Origin of the sequence: Paraburkholderia mimosarum LMG 23256 = NBRC 106338, from assembly GCF_000739815.1 — a bacterium.
Classification (GTDB): domain Bacteria; phylum Pseudomonadota; class Gammaproteobacteria; order Burkholderiales; family Burkholderiaceae; genus Paraburkholderia; species Paraburkholderia mimosarum.
Genome location: NZ_BBJJ01000108.1, coordinates 1 through 15,237, shown reverse-complemented (window position 1 = coordinate 15,237; position 15,237 = coordinate 1). Strand labels below are relative to the sequence as shown.

The window sequence follows — 15,237 nt, the reverse complement described above, 5'->3', positions numbered from 1 at the left end:
TATTATGGAATACCATGATATCGATCGGACGGGCACGCCGTGGCTGCGGGACCTCGTTTGCAGGTGGCTTTTCCAGGTAATTGCGGCATCGGACACCGAAGCAGATCAGCCAAAAGGTCCGCAGCTTCTATCCGCACCAACCGCGGGCACTTGGCGAGTATGCGCAGGCCTGAACTGCCACCTGGTGTTCAATCGACATCTGCGACGGCGTAACGCGCGATTTTCAAACTCGTCCGTTGCCTGCAACCGATGTCTCGTGTCAAACGTGATACGCCGTCTCACCGTGCGAACTGACGTCAAGGCCTTCGCGCTCACCTTCCTGATCGACACGCAGACCGATCACCATGTCGACGAGCTTGAACGCAACGAACGACACGACGGCCGACCACACGAGCGACGTGCCCACGCCCCAGCATTGCGAGATCATCTGACTCGCCATATCGTAGTCGCCAACCTTGTTCGCCACATAGTCATAGACGCCCGTCCCGCCCAGCTTCGGCGAAGCAAACACGCCCGTGAGCAGCGCGCCCGCAATGCCGCCGATGCAGTGGACGCCGAACACGTCGAGCGAATCATCCACGCCGAGCATGCGCTTGAGGCCGTTCACCCCCCAGTAGCAGAGCGCGCCCGCGATGAAGCCCATCACGATCGCGCCCATCGGGCCAACGAAGCCGCATGCGGGCGTGATCACCACGAGCCCCGCAATGGCGCCGGAGACTGCGCCAAGCATCGAAGGCTTGCCCTTCATCGTCCATTCAACGACGGTCCACGAGACGGTAGCCGCGCACGTCGCGAGCAGCGTGGTGACGAAGGCGAGCGCGGCCGCACCATTGGCTTCGAGATTCGAACCCACGTTGAAGCCGAACCAGCCCACCCACAGCAGCGAGCCGCCGATCATCGTCATCGTGAGGCTGTGCGGCGCCATGTGCTCGCGCCCGAAGCCCACGCGCTTGCCGATCAAGACCGCGCCCACCAGCGCCGCAATGCCCGCGTTGATATGCACGACGGTGCCGCCCGCGAAGTCGAGCGCGCCCTTCTGGAACAGGAAGCCCGCCGTGGCATTGGCCTTTTCCGCGGCAGCGGCGCTCGTGTAGGCATCGGGTCCCGCCCAATACCAGACCATGTGCGCAATCGGCAGATACGAGAACGTGAACCACAGCACCATGAAGGCCAGCACGGCGGAAAACTTCGCGCGCTCCGCAATGCCGCCAATGATGAGCGCGGGCGTGATCGCCGCGAACGTGAGCTGGAACGACACGTAGATGAATTCCGGAATCACCACGCCCTTGCCGAACGTAGCGGCGGTGCTGTCGGGCGTCACGCCCGCGAGAAACATCTTGCTGAAGCCGCCGAAAAACGCATTGCCTTCGGTGAACGCAACGCTGTAGCCATACACGGCCCACAGCACGCCGAGCAGACAGAAAATCACAAGCGTCTGCATCAGCACGGACAGCATGTTCTTCGCGCGCACCATGCCGCCGTAAAAGAGACCAAGGCCCGGCGCCGCCATCATGACGACGAGCAGCGTCGCGACGATCATCCATGCGGTGTCGCCCTTGTTCGGCAGCAGCGCGGCGGCGCCTTGCGCGAGCGCGGGCAGCGAGAGCGCCAGCGCGCCGATCACCGCGAGTAGTTTGCCCAAGCTTTTCATTGCACGATCCTGTAGAAAGGCGTCGCGTGAGGCGCGCGCAAGCGGCGCGGCCTTCACGACACGCGTGTGGGATGGAAAATGGATACGAGTGCATGGCCTGCGCTGCCGGCTTGTCGGGCGCCCGCTTGCGCGTTTCGACGGCGCGCGCGGCGGTCTCCTCGCCCGCGCGCCCATTGCTGCAAATACTGCTCTGTCTACGGCTCGATCAACGCATGTTCAAACCGGGAACCCACGACGTGCCCGCCAGCGGCACGCGCGCCATCGCTGCCGATTCGACCGTCAACGCCACGAGGTCTTCCGGCTCCAGGTGATGCACGTTCTGCTTGCCGCACGCGCGCGCGATGGTCGTGAGTTCCATCGTGAGCGTCTTGAGGTAGTTCTTCACGCGGCGCGCGCCCTCTTCCGGTTCCAGGCGCTTTTCGAGCACGGCGTCCTGCGTCGTCACGCCCACCGGGCATTTGCCCGTGTGGCAGTGATGGCAGAAGCCCGGCGCGGTGTTCAGCGCCGCATAGTCGGCCACGGCCGAATGGAGCGCACCGTTCTGGAAGTACGATTCGCTGTTGCAGCCGAGCGCCATCAGCACGCCCTGGCCGATGGCCACCGCATCCGCGCCGAGTGCGAGCGCCTTCGCCACGTCCGCGCCCGTGCGGATGCCGCCCGAGACGATCAACTGCACCTTGCCCTTCATGTTGAGGTCGTCGAGCGCATCCACGGCCTGGCGCACCGCTGCGAGTGTCGGAATGCCCACGTTGTCGATGAAGCAACTCTGCGTGGCCGCCGTGCCGCCCTGCATGCCGTCGATCACCACCACGTCCGCGCCCGCGTGCACGGCGAGCTTCACGTCGTTGAACGTGCGCGTGGCCGCGACCTTCACGTAGATGGGTTTTTCCCAGTCGGTGATCTCGCGCAGTTCCTGAATCTTGATGGCGAGATCGTCGGGACCGGTCCAGTCGGGGTGGCGGCTTGCCGAGCGCTGGTCGACGCCCGCGGGCAACGTGCGCATCGAGGCCACGCGCGGATTCACCTTCTGGCCGAGCAGCATGCCGCCGCCGCCCGGCTTCGCGCCCTGACCGATCACGACTTCGATAGCATCGGCGCGCCGCACGTCGTCGGGATTGAAGCCGTAGCGCGAAGGCAGACATTGATAGACCAGCGTCTTCGACGACTCGCGCTCCTCCTGCGTCATGCCGCCGTCACCGGTGGTGGTCGACGTGCCCGCAGCCGTAGCCGCGCGCCCCAGTGCTTCCTTCACGTTCGCGGAGAGTGCGCCGAAGCTCATGCCCGCAATCGTGACGGGTGTGTCGAGTACGATCGGCTTCTTCGCAAAGCGCGTGCCGAGCACGGTTTGCGAGCTGCACTTCTCGCGATAGCCTTCGAGCGGATAGCGCGAGAGCGAAGCGCCGAGGAACAGCAGGTCGTCGAAGTGCGGCACGCTCTTCTTCGAGCCGAGGCCGCGGATTTCATAGAGGCCGCGCTGAGCGGCGGTGTGAATGTAATCGATGGTCTTGCGGTCGAAGATGCTGGACTCTTCCTGTTGCAGACGCGCGAAATGAACCGGTTTGGTTTCCATGGGGACCTTCTCGATCGTGTTGTTCAGTATTCCTGGTCCGCGTCGGCGTTCCAGTGATAGAGCGTGCGGGCCGAAGCGATGCGGCGGAACTGCGCCGCATCGTGATCGAGCCCCGCCGCTTCGAGCAGTTCGCGCACGGCGCTGATGTCGGCGTCGGTCATCGGCTCGAACTGTGCGTCGGCGCCGAGCGATTTCACGTTGCCCTTCACGTAGAGCACGGCTTCGTAGAGCGAATCGCCGAGTGCGTCGCCCGCGTCGCCGCAAATCACCATGCGGCCCGCCTGTGCCATGAACGCGGAGAAGCTGCCCACCGAACCGCCCACCACGATGTCGCCACCCTTGAGCGAGATGCCGCAGCGCAGGCCCGCGTCGCCGTCGATTACGAGCAGACCGCCGTGCGCCGAAGCGCCCGCGCCGTTCGAGGCGAAGCCGCGCACGTGCACCTTGCCGCTCATCATGTTCTCGCCCACGCCCGTCCCGGCGCTGCCTTCGATCACGATGCTCGCGTGCTTGTTCATGCCACCCGCGTAATAGCCCGCGTGACCCTCAACGGTAATCTGCACGTTGGCGTCCACGCCAACCGCGATGTTGTGTGCGCCGTTGGGCGAGGTCACACTCACGCGCTGGCCGTTCAGTGCCGCGGCGTCGCCATGCAGGTACTCGTTGAGTTCCCGCACGCCCTTTCCTTCCAGATCGAAAATCACGCCTTCCATACGTACATCTCCTCGGGTGCGGGTTCGAATACTTTCGCGTTGCGAATGTCGGGCAGATGCGCGAGCGAGCGGAACTCGGAAGCGATCGCCACATAGTCGTCGTTTTCGGCCACGACAGCCGGCTTGCAGGCGAACGGATCGCGAATCAGCGCGAGCTCGCTCGAGGTGCCCATCAGGAACGTGTAGAAACCGTCCAGTTCCTCGAAGCCTTTTTGCAGTGCATCGGGCAACGAGTCGCCTTCACGCAGGCGCCATTCGAGAAAGCGGCACGCGGCTTCCGTATCGTTGTCGGTGTCGAAGTGGATGCCGAGCGGCTCCAGCTTGCGTCGCACGCCATACGGATTCGAGAGCGAGCCGTTGTGCACGAGGCAGAAGTCCTCGCCCGCCGTGAACGGATGCGCGCGGTCGGGCGTAACCGCCGATTCCGTCGCCATGCGCGTGTGGCCCACGAGGTGCGAGCCCTTGAGCTTCGTGAAGTCGTAGCGCTGCGCCACTTCCGCGGGCGAGCCGATGTCCTTGTACAGATCGATCGAACGGCCCGTGGAAAGCAGATAGAGCTTCGGATACTGCTCGTTAAGCCACGCCTTCACGGTGTCCGCATTGCCCTGCAGCGTGAGCACCGCATGATTGGCCTTCGCGTCGATGCGCGCGGTCACGTCCATTGCGCGGTTGAGCTTGTCGAGCAGCGTTTGCCACGGAAACTGCGCGCCCTCTTCCGTGAAGCCCGAATAGAGGCTCAGCTTGCGCTGGCTCGCATCCACTTCCTTGCCGAACACGGCAAGACCCGCCGAATCGGGACCGCGCTCCGTCATGCCGATCAGCATCGGCACCATCAGTTCACCGAGCTTCTCGCGTAGCGCTGGCGTTTTCACCAGCAAGCCTACGATTCCACACATAAATTCTCTCCTTAGAAAAATTCGAGGTAGCTCTTCAGTTCCCAGTCCGAAACGTGCCGCATGTATTCGAGCCATTCCATGCGCTTGAGCTTGATGAATTCCTGCGCAACGGGACCAAGCGCCTCGCAGATGAGCGTGTCCGCTTCGAGCGCGTCGAGCGCCTGTTCGAGGTTCTGCGGCAGCACCGTGATGCCGTGCTCAGTAAGCTTCGCGGGCGACCACTCGTAGAGGTTCTCGTTGGCGGGGGCACCTGGATCTAGTTCACTGTCGATGCCGTCGAGCCCCGCCGCGATCACGGCCGCCGTCGCGAGATACGGATTGCACGAGCCATCGGGCAGGCGCAGTTCGATGCGCTCGCCCGGCATGCGCACCATGGTCGAACGGTTGTTGTCGCCGTAGCTCACATAGGCGGGCGCCCATGTCGCGCCGGTGAGCGAGCGGCCCACCACGAGGCGCTTGTACGAGTTCACGGTCGGATTGCACAGCGCCGTGAGCGCGGGTGCATGTTTGAGCAGGCCCGCCGTGAACTGGTAGCCGAGCTTCGAAAGGCCCATGCCGAGCTTGTCGTCCTGGTCGGCGAACAGGTTGCGCTTGCCGTCGCCGATCGAGACGTGCATGTGCATGCCGTTGCCGGGACGGTTCGCGAACGGTTTCGCCATGAACGAGCAGATCATGCCGAGATCGTTGGCGATCTCGGAGGCGGCCATCTTGAAGAACACGTAGTGATCGCACGAGGTCAGGCAATCGGCGTACGTGTAGTTGATTTCGAACTGGCCGTTGGCGTCTTCGTGATCGATCTGATAGACGTCGATGCCTACTGCACGCATGGCGTCGGTCAGGCGTTCCAGAAACACGCGCGTGCGCGACAGGCCCTTGTAGTCGTAGCAGGGCTTCGCAAGTGTATCGCTTGGGTCGCAGGGTTCGAGCGTGCCCGAGGCCGAGCGGCGCAACAGCGAGAATTCAGGTTCGAGGCCGGTAAAAAGCGTCCAGCCGCGTTCGGTCACGCGCGCAACCTGACGCTTGAGCGTCACACGCGTGTCGTAGGCCCACGGCTCGCCTTCGACGTGTCCATCGCAGACGATGCGCGCGAGGCCCGGCTGCCACGGCACCGGCGTGAGCGTCGAGAGTTCGCCCACGGCCATGAAGTCCGGGCCGTTCGGCTCGATGCCCACGCCCCAGATCGCGAAGCCCGCGAAACCGGCGCCGGCCTTGAGCACGGTCTTCAGATGCGAGACCGGCACCGACTTGGCCTTCGCCACGCCGTGAATATCCACGAACTGCGCCAGCACGTATTTCACGCCCTGCTGACTGAGCCAGCTCTGCGCGTCGTCGGCCGAGCCGAAGCGCGGCACGCTTCCCAGCTCGTTGACCGGCAGTTTTGCGTCATTGAGATTCATCTTCACTCCTTGCAACTCATCCGCGGTTGAAAGAGCGGTGCGCCCGACGTCGCGTCGGCGCGCACGCGCATTGTCCTTTTAGAAAATTCTCCATATGCAACTTTATTTCGTGCTATGAAACATTCAGCGCGCACATATGCGCTCCGCCTGCTACGCTTCTGCCTTTAATCGAGGCCAAACATGCAAACCGGGGACGACAGCAAAGCACCACTCGAACGCTACCTGGGCGCAACGATCCGCGAACTACGCCAGCGTCACGACCTGACCATCGCCCAGGTCGCCGACCAGGCCGGCATCAGCCGCGGCATGCTCTCGAAGATCGAGAACGCAGACATCAACCGGACTCGACGTTCTCCACCGCATTGCACAAGCCCTCGGCGTCTCGCTCTCCACGCTCTTTCGCAACTTCGACGTTCCGCAAGGCGACGCGCAGCTCGTCAAGAAAGGCGCGGGCATGGAAGTCGTCCGCAAGGGCACCAAACGCGGTCACACCTACCATCTGCTTGCCTACGACCAGGGTCCGCGCAAAGCCTTCGAACCCTTTCTCATCACCCTCGAAGACGAAGCGGAGCGGTTTCCGACCTTCGAGCATCCGGGCACGGAGTTCATCCACATGCTCAAGGGCGTGATCGAATACCGCCACGGCCAGCAGACCTACATCCTCCATCCCGGCGACACGCTCACCTTCCAGGCCGACATTCCTCACGGCCCCGAGCGACTCATCAAGACGCCCATCCAGTTCCTGTCGATCTTCATCTATCCGCCGGGAACTGCCGATTGAGGCGCGGGCCCCTGCCATCTCTCCTGCGCTACTTCTTATGCAACGTCCGTGCCATGTTTATCGTCATGAATCAAAAATTCCTGCTGATAAACACCTGGCGCGCATGCGAGCCCTCTCCATCTCATCTTCCTGATTCGCTCGCGTCGCTGTTTGCCTGCTGACGGTGCGCGGTTTTCCTGCCTGCTGTGCGCCACTGCACTGAATCGGGACGCGGGCTTACGTTCGAGTATCAGAATTGCTTATGAAAGCGCGGACGTTGGTGCGAGCACCTGCACCGAGTCGAGCGCCGAGCCGACCATGCGGGAAAGCGTGGGCCGCATGGCTTCGGCGCGTTCCATAACGTAGTCGAATGGCGCTCGCTCGTTCATGTAGGTGGACTGGCACATTTCCAGTTGAACCGCATGAATGCCGCGCTCCGGCGCGCCGTAGTTGCGCGTGATGTAGCCGCCCTTGAAACGGCCGTTCCCGACCCACGTGTACGGGCTCGCGGCCATCGCATCGACTGCGGCTTGCTGCACCGGGGGCGCGCAGGTGCGTCCGTCCTGCGTGCCCAGGTTGAGGTCGGGCAGCTTGTCGTCGAACAGCCGCGGCAGCACGCTCGCGATCGAATGCGCTTCCCATAGCAGCACGTTCGCGTACCGCTCGCGCAGCCGCGCAAGCTCCGCCGCGAGCGCGTCGTGATACGGCTGCCAGTATTGCGCGACGCGCGTGGCCCGCTCCGCCGCGTCGGGTGCGCAGCCGGGCTTGTAAATCGGTTCGCCGCGGAACGTTTCACCGGGGCACAGGCCTGTCGTCGTCTGGCCCGGATAGAGGCTTTCGTCGTTGGGCGGCCGGTTCAGGTCGATCACATAGCGCGAGACGCGTGCGCCGATCACCGTCGCGCCAAGCTCGCGCACGAAGGCATAAAGACGATCGAGATGCCAGTCCGTATCGGCAACGGTGAGCGCTTCTTCGGTATAGAGATGGCACAGCGCCGCGGGAATCTGCGTGCCCAGATGCGGAATCGACACGACCAACGGCGCGTCGCCGCGCTCCAGCGAAAATAGTTCGGACATCTTCATACTCCTCTCGTACAGAAATCTCGATCCGGCTACATCAATGCGTCTTCCGGCAGTTGCGGCAAGGCGCGCGCGAGCGCCGGCCTGATGGAGGCGTCCAGGACACGCCGCGTCAATGCGACGATTTCATGCGCGAACGCGTCCCACTCACCCTGCCGATGCAGCAGGAAGAAATCGCGCCGCCCGAGCCGCCCGGCTGGCAGCGGCAACACGTCGATCTCGGGCAAATAGTGCCGCGCCTGCCAGAGGCACAACGGCGTGGAAATCGCAAAGCCGAGCCGGGCCGTGACGAGGCTCAGGAGCGGATCGGTCGCGTCGAATTCATAGCGGCGTGGACTGTTGATGCCGAGGTGCCGCGCATAGCGCTCGACCTGCTGTCCGATCACCGAGCGCGGGGTGTATCGGATCATCGGCATTTCGAGCGCAAGCGTGCGCCAGTCGATGTTCCTGCGCTCCGCGAGCAACGTGCGCGAAACGACCGCGACAAACGCCTCCGAAAAAAGCGGCACCTCGACGATGCGCGCGTCGTTGAGCGTCGTTTGTGTACACACAGCGAGATCGAGTTCGCGATCGTGCAGCTGTTTGCTCAAGCCCGGGGTCAAGCCGGACCACAACGCGATCTGCCGCGCCGAGCCCGACACGGCGCGAATCAGTTCCGGGCCCACGGTCGCCGCGAACGAATCCACGCAGCCAAGCCGTACCGGCAAGGTGCCCGCGTTCGACGCGTCGCCAATGCGCGCACTGACCATCTGCGCGTGCTCGAGCAGCGAGCCCGCCAGTTCGAGCAGCGCGCGGCCCGCGACGTTCGGGCGTGGAGGCCGGCTCTCGCGATCGAACAGGACCACGCCCTGGTCACGCTCCAGCGCCGCGATGGCCTGACTCACCGCGCTCTGGCTCACGCCGAGCTGCCTGGCCGCGCCGGTCATCGATCCGGATTCGCACACCGCGAGAAAGGCCTGCAAGGCGTTGAGGTCGATAGGCGCCTGGGTACGTCTCATGAGGGGCTCCACGGATGTTGGTGCATTTGACGCCGGCCGCTTTGCGCGCTCTCCGCATGATGCGGCCCTGGACGGCCAGCACGCGGAGAATCAGTGCTTGCGGTGATGAACCATAAGTTTGCCTAATACAAAATTATGGCGCGCACCCGGGACGCAGAATTTGCCCATCGTTCACCCACGGGGGCCCCATGAGCCACTTTGACTATGTCGTGATCGGCGCCGGCGTGATCGGCACGTCCGTCGCCCACCATCTCGCCGCACTCGGCGCGAAAAGCGTTCTCGTACTCGATCAGGGCACGATCGGCGCCGGCACCACCTCGCAGTCCTCCGGGCTGCTGCGCACCCATTACTCGGTGCGCCAGAACGTCGAACTCGCGCGCGCCTCCTGGTGGGCGTTCAACAATTTCGCCGACTATCTCGGCGACGACGAAGCCTCGTGCGGCCTCGTCAAATGCGGCTACATGATCAGCGCCCCCGAAGGCGACAAACTCGACCCGCTGGCCGCCTCGCTGCGCGCGCAGCAGGACATGGGCATCGAGGTGCAACTGCTCGACCGCCACGCGGCGCAGGCGCGCCTGCCCATCGCCACCTTCGACGATGCCGCGCTGATCGGCTTCGAGCCCGAAGCCGGTTTCGCCGACGCCTACCTCGTCGCAACCAGCTTCGCACGCTCTGCGCGCCGGCGCGGCGTGAAGGTCATGGAAGGCGTGCGCGTGACCGGCGTCGTGCGCGAGGGCCGCCGCGTGGTGGGCGTGCAAACGTCGGCGGGACGCTTTGGCTGCGGCACGCTCGTCAGCACACAGAACATCTGGACGCCCGAACTCGCCGAGTGGATCGGCGTGCCGCTGCCGGTCAAGCCCGAGCGCCACACCGTGCTCGCGCTCGAATGCGAAGCCGCGCCCTACACGTTCGCCATGCCCGCGTTCAAGGATCTCGGCTCGCCGGGCATGCTCTATTTCCGAAGCTACGGCGGCAGCCAGATGCTGGTGTCCGAAGGCGTGGTGGGTGAAACGCTCAATGCGCCCGAAACCGAGCAAGGCGATATCTCGCTCGACTACGTGGCGGAAGTGGGCGCACAGGTGGCCGAACACTTCCCCGCCTACGAAACGGCGGGCCTCGCCTCCTCCTGGACCGGCGTGTACGACGTCACGCCCGACTGGAACCCCGTGCTCGGCAACGTCGCCGACGTGGAAGGCCTCACGGTGGGCTTCGGCTTCTCGGGCCACGGCTTCAAGCTCTCGCCGGGCATCGGCAAGCTGCTCGCGCAGCACGCGCTCGGCCTGCCCACCGACGTCTCCCTCGAACCGTACGCACTCGAACGCTTTGCGAGCGGCGCGCTGCTGACCGGCAAGTACGGTCTGGGCGCGGTGTCGTAACGCCATCGCGCGATGCGCTTTCGCATGCAAACAGGAGAAAACTGATGACTGTCCGCATTCTGGTGCCCGTCAAGCGCGTGGTCGATCCGAACGTGCGCGTGCGCGTGAGCGCCGCCGGCGCGATCGAAACGGCGGGGCTCAAGATGTCGCTCAATCCCTTCGACGAATGCGCGCTCGAGAAAGCGCTGCAACTGAAGGAAGCCGGTGTGGCCTCGCACGTCACGGTGCTCACCTGCGGCCTGCCCGCGCACCAGGACGTCCTGCGCACCGCCCTCGCGATGGGCGCCGATGATGCCGTGCTGATCGATACGGGCGCGGCCACCGCCACCCTCGATTCGCTCGCCGTCGCGCGGCTCGTGGCCGCGCACATGAACGAGGTCGACTACGGTCTCGTCCTGTGCGGCAAGCAGGCTATCGACGGCGACGTGGGCGGCGTGGCCGCCATGCTCGCCGCACTGCTCGGCTGGCCGCAGGCGCTCAACGCGAGCGCGCTCGACGCCATCGACGGCGGCTGGCGCGCGAGTTGCGGCGACGATGCAGGCACGGCGACGTGGCAGCTCGACGGCCCCGCCGTGGTCAGCGCCGATCTGCGCCTGGCCGACCCGCGTCGCGTGACGCTGCCGAACATCGTCAAGGCGAAGCAGAAGCCGCTCGCCACGCGAGAGGCGGCCGCGCTCGGCGGCGTGTCGAGTGCCCGCAGCCACGTGCTGAAACTGAACGATCCACCCGTGCGCGAGCCTGGTGTGAAGGTGGACGACGTCGGAGCGCTGCTCGCAGCGCTCGCCGATCGACGCGTATTTGAATCCGTGGGAGTTTGACTATGAGAACGCTGGTTCTGGCCGACACCGATGTGGGGGCGATTGCCGATGTCACGCTGCGAGTGACGGACGCTGCGCTGCAACTGGGGCAGCCCGTCGATCTGCTCGTATTCGATGCGTCGAGCGCGACGGCGGCGGCGCGTGTGAGTGGCATCGAGCGCGTGCTGGTCGCTTCCGCTGGCGCAGCCGATGCGCTCGCGCCAGAAACGATCGCGGCACAATTGCTCGCCCTCCCGGGCGAGTATTCGACGGTGCTCGCGGCGCATCGCGCCTCCAGCCGGGCGGCGCTGCCGCGCGCGGCGGCACTCTCCGAAGCCGCATTCATCGCCGACGTAACCGCCATTCGCGAGCGCACGCAGTTTGTGCGTGGCCTCTACGCGGGCAGCGTGCTCGCGACGGTGACGAGCGCCACGGCGCTCACTTATGCCAGCGTGCGACCCTCGTCGTTCGCCCCCGTGGCAGCAGAAGGCGGCGCAGCGGATGTCGTTGCGCTCGCACCGATTTCCCCGTTCGCGGCCACGCGGCTCGTCGAGCGTCGCGCCGCCGAACAAAGCGGGCAAGACCTGGGCACTGCGCGCGTCGTGGTTGCCGGCGGCCGCGGCCTCGCCTCACAGGAGAACATGGCGCGCCTCGGACGGCTTGCCGACATGCTGGGCGCCGCACTCGGCGCCTCGCGCGCCGCCGTCGATGCCGGCTATGCGCCGAACGCCGCGCAGGTCGGCCAGACCGGTAGCAACGTCGCACCTGACGTGTATGTGGCGTTCGGCATCTCGGGCGCGATCCAGCACCTCGCCGGCATGAAGGATTCGAAGTTCATCGTCGCCGTGAACAAGGACCCGGACGCGCCGATCTTCTCGGTGGCCGACGTGGGGCTCGTTGGCGATCTGTTCGACGTGGTGGGCGCGATCGAAGCCCACGTGCAGGTCGCGGAGCAGCGCCCATGAACGCGCGCCTGCCCGCTCCCACCGCTGACGCCGCCGAAATCTGCGCCGTGCGATTCATCGACTGCATGCACCTGCCGCCCGAGCCCTGGGCCAACGGCGGCGGCACGACGCGCACGCTTGCGCGCGGTCCAGAGCAGCACGGCGCTGCGGCGTGGCGCGTGAGCATCGCGACGCTCGACGGCCCGGCGAAGTTCTCGCAGTTCGCGGGCTACGACCGCACGCTGCTGCCCATCGGCGACAACGCAATCGACCTGCATTCGCAGGACGGACAGTTGCTCGCGCGCGCCGGCCAGCCAGTGCACTTCTCCGGTGACCTGCACGTGTGGGTGAACCTGCCCGCACGTCCCGTGAACGTTCTCAATTTGATGTGCAAGCGCGGTACATTTCGCGCGCGCGTGAGCGTCGCCGCGCATTCGCTGCGCGTGACGCCGGCCGCCACGCATCTGCTGGTGAGCCTCACGGGACAATGGAACGTGGAAAGCGCGTTGTTGCGCGGTGTGACGCTGCCGCCGCTCAACGCGCTCTGGATCAGCGGGCGGCCTGAAGAGCTAGCGCTGCGCCCTTCGGGGCCTGGCGCGCAGTTGGCGTCGATCGCCATCGAGGCCTTCACGGGCGAACCGGAGGGGCCTGGCCGATGACACGTCCGAGCGAAACCTGGATTGCGCAGTACGGTCCACGCGAGTCGATGGAGTACGACGTGGTGATCGTCGGTGGCGGCCCCGCCGGGCTGTCTGCCGCGATCCGCCTGAAGCAGCTGGCCGCGGAGAAAGGCGCTGAGATCGGCGTCTGCGTGCTGGAGAAAGGCTCGGAAATCGGGGCGCATATCCTCTCGGGCGCGGTCATGGATCCGCGTGCCCTGAACGAGCTGATTCCGGACTGGAAAGAGCAAGGCGCACCGCTGAACGTGCCCGTGACCGAGGACAAGTTCCTTTTTCTTTCCGAAACGGGGGCTAAGGCTGTGCCGAACTGGGCACTCCCCGACAACTTCAAGAACCACGGCAACTACGTCATCAGCCTCGCCAACGTCACGCGCTGGCTGGGTCAGCAGGCCAAGGCGCTGGGCGTCGAAATCTTCCCCGGCTTTCCGGCCGCCGAAGTGCTCTACAACGACGACGGATCGGTCAAGGGCGTCGCTACCGGCAACATGGGCGTCGGCAAGGACGGCGAGCCTACCGAGAACTTCCAGCTCGGCATGGAGCTGCACGCGAAGTACACGCTGTTCTGCGAAGGCTGCCGTGGACATCTGGGCCGTCAGTTGAACGAGAAGTTCAAGCTCGGCAAGGACTCGGATCCGCAGGTCTACGGCATCGGCATCAAGGAACTGTGGGAGATCGATCCGTCGAAGCACCAGCCGGGTCTCGTGATTCACACCGCCGGCTGGCCGCTGGAAAGCGACACCTACGGCGGCTCGTTCCTGTACCACATCGACAACAACCAGGTGATGGTGGGTTTTGTCGTGGGTCTCGCGTACCAGAACCCGTATCTCTCGCCGTTCGAGGAATTCCAGCGATACAAGACGCATCCGGAAATCCGCAAGTACCTCGAAGGCGGCAAGCGCGTGTCGTATGGCGCGCGTGCGATCACCGCAGGCGGTCTGATGTCGCTGCCGAAGCTCGTGTTCCCGGGCGGCGCGCTCGTGGGCGACGACGCGGGCTTCCTGAACGCCTCGCGCATCAAGGGCAGCCACGCGGCGATCAAGACCGGCATGCTGGCTGCGGACGCGGCGTTCGAAGCCGTGCAGGCCGGCCGCCAAAGCGATGAACTCGCGGCTTACCCGGAAGCGTTCAAGCAGTCGTGGCTCCATACGGAGCTGTACAAGGCGCGCAACTTCAAGCAGTGGATGAGCAAGGGCCTGTACCTGGGCACGCTGATGGTGGGCATCGAGCAGAAGCTGCTGGGCGGCAACGTGCCATGGACGCTGCATCACCAGCATCGCGACCACGAGATGCTCAAGCCCGCTTCGCAGTGCAAACCGATCGAGTATCCGAAGCCCGATGGCAAGCTCACGTTCGACCGGCTCTCCTCGGTGTTCATCTCGAACACGAACCACGAAGAGAACCAGCCGGCGCACCTCACGCTCAAGGACATGACGGTGCCGGTCGGCATCAACCTCGCGACTTACGCAGGTCCCGAGGCGCGCTTCTGTCCAGCAGGTGTCTACGAGTTCGTGAAGGACGATCAGGAAGAAGATCGTCTGCAGATCAACGCGCAGAATTGCGTGCACTGCAAGACCTGCGACATCAAGGACCCGACGCAGAACATCGTGTGGGTCACGCCCGAAGGCGGCGGCGGTCCGAACTACTCGAACGTGTAAGTGACGCGCTCACCGCAACCAAGTGCGGACGATCGAAAATGGGTGACGTCGCCTCCGAACTAGCCCCCGCCCGGCCTAAGACCTAAGGAAGGTCAACCATTCTAGAGCAGTGGTCCGTTGCGGAGCCGGGCCTCGACTAATGTTCAGCACCTGATCCTTCACAGGAAGGAAGGAGGACGAGGGTATCGTCATTGCCAACCCCGAAAACCAGTGGAACGCCTCGGCCGTACGGATGTATCAAAAATGGATAGGTGTGTCCGCAACATGACGACTTTTGCGCCTTCGAACAAAGCCCGCGAGCTTCCTGTCGGTCACTGCAATGCGTTTTTGATGAGGGTCGTGCGCAGGCGGTCACCGGCGGAGAATTGCTGCGTCATCCTGACGCTCACATGAGTCGAAGGACGATCCGCTGGAGCAGGGCCGGCAGGTCGCGTCGCGTATCGACCACGAGGTGAATGAAAACGGTGTCGTCCTGCACCTCGTAGATGATCCGGCTCCTGCTGGACAGGGTCTGCCGGAAACGCTCATCGACAAAGCCTTCGAGTTCCGCAGGCATATGGCCACTGTCGGGATACTGGCGAATCTGCGTGATGGTTTCCTGAATCTGCGCCGATGTCTGACGCCAAGTCTCCCATCCGAAGGTGCGGACAATGTAACTTCTCAGTTCGTCGATTTCGCACGTCCTGGACCACGAGTTTGGCTTCACCATTCGTAACTGTTC

General features: G+C 64.5%; 14 protein-coding genes and 1 pseudogene. 7 read left to right on the top strand and 8 right to left on the bottom strand.

The features are described 5' to 3' along the window. Positions 1–259 precede the first annotated feature (259 nt). The 5 genes from BMI01S_RS33660 to glnT all read right to left on the bottom strand — a co-directional run bounded on the left by BMI01S_RS33660 (position 260) and on the right by glnT (position 6,227). Positions 260–1,651, bottom strand: a complete 1,392-nt coding sequence (locus BMI01S_RS33660) for an ammonium transporter (RefSeq protein ID WP_028232643.1) — start codon at positions 1,649–1,651, stop codon at positions 260–262. Between the two features lie 205 nt (positions 1,652–1,856). Next, entirely contained in the window at positions 1,857–3,221 is a 1,365-nt protein-coding gene (locus BMI01S_RS33655; protein ID WP_042292229.1) for an FMN-binding glutamate synthase family protein, read from the bottom strand. Positions 3,222–3,244: 23 nt separating this feature from the next. After that, positions 3,245–3,934 (bottom strand): GltB/FmdC/FwdC-like GXGXG domain-containing protein, encoded by a 690-nt coding sequence (locus tag BMI01S_RS33650; RefSeq protein ID WP_028232645.1) that lies wholly within the window; start codon positions 3,932–3,934, stop codon positions 3,245–3,247. Next, the gene (locus tag BMI01S_RS33645) at positions 3,922–4,830 is read right to left on the bottom strand and encodes a class II glutamine amidotransferase (RefSeq protein WP_028232646.1); all 909 of its coding nucleotides are present in this window, start codon (positions 4,828–4,830) and stop codon (positions 3,922–3,924) included. Before BMI01S_RS33645 ends, BMI01S_RS33650 begins: the two co-directional genes overlap by 13 nt. 11 nt (positions 4,831–4,841) lie before the next feature. After that, a complete protein-coding gene (glnT, locus tag BMI01S_RS33640; protein WP_028232647.1) occupies positions 4,842–6,227 on the bottom strand; it encodes a type III glutamate--ammonia ligase in 1,386 nt (461 codons plus the stop codon). Between the two features lie 180 nt (positions 6,228–6,407). Here glnT and BMI01S_RS44475 point away from each other — a divergent pair. Both BMI01S_RS44475 and BMI01S_RS44470 read left to right on the top strand, forming a co-directional pair. Next, positions 6,408–6,515: pseudogene (locus BMI01S_RS44475) on the top strand (XRE family transcriptional regulator); the annotation flags it as partial. Between the two features lie 166 nt (positions 6,516–6,681). Then, entirely contained in the window at positions 6,682–7,008 is a 327-nt protein-coding gene (locus BMI01S_RS44470; protein ID WP_306303754.1) for a cupin domain-containing protein, read from the top strand. 239 nt (positions 7,009–7,247) lie between these two features. Here BMI01S_RS44470 and hutG read toward each other — a convergent pair whose 3' ends face one another. Both hutG and BMI01S_RS33625 read right to left on the bottom strand, forming a co-directional pair. Then, a complete protein-coding gene (gene hutG, locus BMI01S_RS33630; protein WP_028232648.1) occupies positions 7,248–8,063 on the bottom strand; it encodes an N-formylglutamate deformylase in 816 nt (271 codons plus the stop codon). Positions 8,064–8,098: 35 nt separating this feature from the next. Further along, positions 8,099–9,064 (bottom strand): LysR family transcriptional regulator, encoded by a 966-nt coding sequence (locus tag BMI01S_RS33625; RefSeq protein ID WP_028232649.1) that lies wholly within the window; start codon positions 9,062–9,064, stop codon positions 8,099–8,101. 188 nt (positions 9,065–9,252) lie between these two features. Between BMI01S_RS33625 and BMI01S_RS33620 the strand changes: the two genes are divergently transcribed. From BMI01S_RS33620 to BMI01S_RS33600, 5 genes are read left to right on the top strand one after another with little or no spacing between them, the layout of a single operon-like run. Next, positions 9,253–10,440: an NAD(P)/FAD-dependent oxidoreductase gene (locus BMI01S_RS33620; RefSeq protein ID WP_028232650.1), complete on the top strand. Its 1,188-nt coding sequence runs from the start codon at positions 9,253–9,255 to the stop codon at positions 10,438–10,440. 44 nt (positions 10,441–10,484) lie between these two features. Continuing rightward, positions 10,485–11,258, top strand: a complete 774-nt coding sequence (locus BMI01S_RS33615; protein WP_028232651.1) for an electron transfer flavoprotein subunit beta/FixA family protein — start codon at positions 10,485–10,487, stop codon at positions 11,256–11,258. A gap of 2 nt (positions 11,259–11,260) precedes the next feature. Continuing rightward, a complete protein-coding gene (locus BMI01S_RS33610) occupies positions 11,261–12,202 on the top strand; it encodes an electron transfer flavoprotein subunit alpha/FixB family protein (RefSeq protein ID WP_028232652.1) in 942 nt (313 codons plus the stop codon). After that, a complete protein-coding gene (locus BMI01S_RS33605) occupies positions 12,199–12,840 on the top strand; it encodes a HutD/Ves family protein (RefSeq protein ID WP_042292226.1) in 642 nt (213 codons plus the stop codon). Before BMI01S_RS33610 ends, BMI01S_RS33605 begins: the two co-directional genes overlap by 4 nt. Beyond that, on the top strand, positions 12,837–14,516 hold the full coding sequence (locus tag BMI01S_RS33600; RefSeq protein WP_028232653.1) for an electron transfer flavoprotein-ubiquinone oxidoreductase: 1,680 nt from the start codon (positions 12,837–12,839) through the stop codon (positions 14,514–14,516). Before BMI01S_RS33605 ends, BMI01S_RS33600 begins: the two co-directional genes overlap by 4 nt. 385 nt (positions 14,517–14,901) lie before the next feature. On the opposite strand, the gene BMI01S_RS33595 is transcribed toward BMI01S_RS33600, so the two are convergent. Beyond that, on the bottom strand, positions 14,902–15,237 hold a 336-nt coding region (locus BMI01S_RS33595; protein WP_306303753.1), incomplete at its 5' end, for a type II toxin-antitoxin system RelE/ParE family toxin.

What these genes read in the sequence shown, in the direction of transcription:
- BMI01S_RS33660 (WP_028232643.1), bottom strand. Translation starts at nt 1,651, where the DNA reads ATGAAAAGCTTGGGCAAACTACTCGCGGTGATCGGCGCGCTGGCGCTC.
- BMI01S_RS33655 (WP_042292229.1), bottom strand. Translation starts at nt 3,221, where the DNA reads ATGGAAACCAAACCGGTTCATTTCGCGCGTCTGCAACAGGAAGAGTCC.
- BMI01S_RS33650 (WP_028232645.1), bottom strand. Translation starts at nt 3,934, where the DNA reads ATGGAAGGCGTGATTTTCGATCTGGAAGGAAAGGGCGTGCGGGAACTC.
- BMI01S_RS33645 (WP_028232646.1), bottom strand. Translation starts at nt 4,830, where the DNA reads ATGTGTGGAATCGTAGGCTTGCTGGTGAAAACGCCAGCGCTACGCGAG.
- glnT (WP_028232647.1), bottom strand. Translation starts at nt 6,227, where the DNA reads ATGAATCTCAATGACGCAAAACTGCCGGTCAACGAGCTGGGAAGCGTG.
- BMI01S_RS44470 (WP_306303754.1), top strand. Translation starts at nt 6,682, where the DNA reads ATGGAAGTCGTCCGCAAGGGCACCAAACGCGGTCACACCTACCATCTG.
- hutG (WP_028232648.1), bottom strand. Translation starts at nt 8,063, where the DNA reads ATGTCCGAACTATTTTCGCTGGAGCGCGGCGACGCGCCGTTGGTCGTG.
- BMI01S_RS33625 (WP_028232649.1), bottom strand. Translation starts at nt 9,064, where the DNA reads ATGAGACGTACCCAGGCGCCTATCGACCTCAACGCCTTGCAGGCCTTT.
- BMI01S_RS33620 (WP_028232650.1), top strand. Translation starts at nt 9,253, where the DNA reads ATGAGCCACTTTGACTATGTCGTGATCGGCGCCGGCGTGATCGGCACG.
- BMI01S_RS33615 (WP_028232651.1), top strand. Translation starts at nt 10,485, where the DNA reads ATGACTGTCCGCATTCTGGTGCCCGTCAAGCGCGTGGTCGATCCGAAC.
- BMI01S_RS33610 (WP_028232652.1), top strand. Translation starts at nt 11,261, where the DNA reads ATGAGAACGCTGGTTCTGGCCGACACCGATGTGGGGGCGATTGCCGAT.
- BMI01S_RS33605 (WP_042292226.1), top strand. Translation starts at nt 12,199, where the DNA reads ATGAACGCGCGCCTGCCCGCTCCCACCGCTGACGCCGCCGAAATCTGC.
- BMI01S_RS33600 (WP_028232653.1), top strand. Translation starts at nt 12,837, where the DNA reads ATGACACGTCCGAGCGAAACCTGGATTGCGCAGTACGGTCCACGCGAG.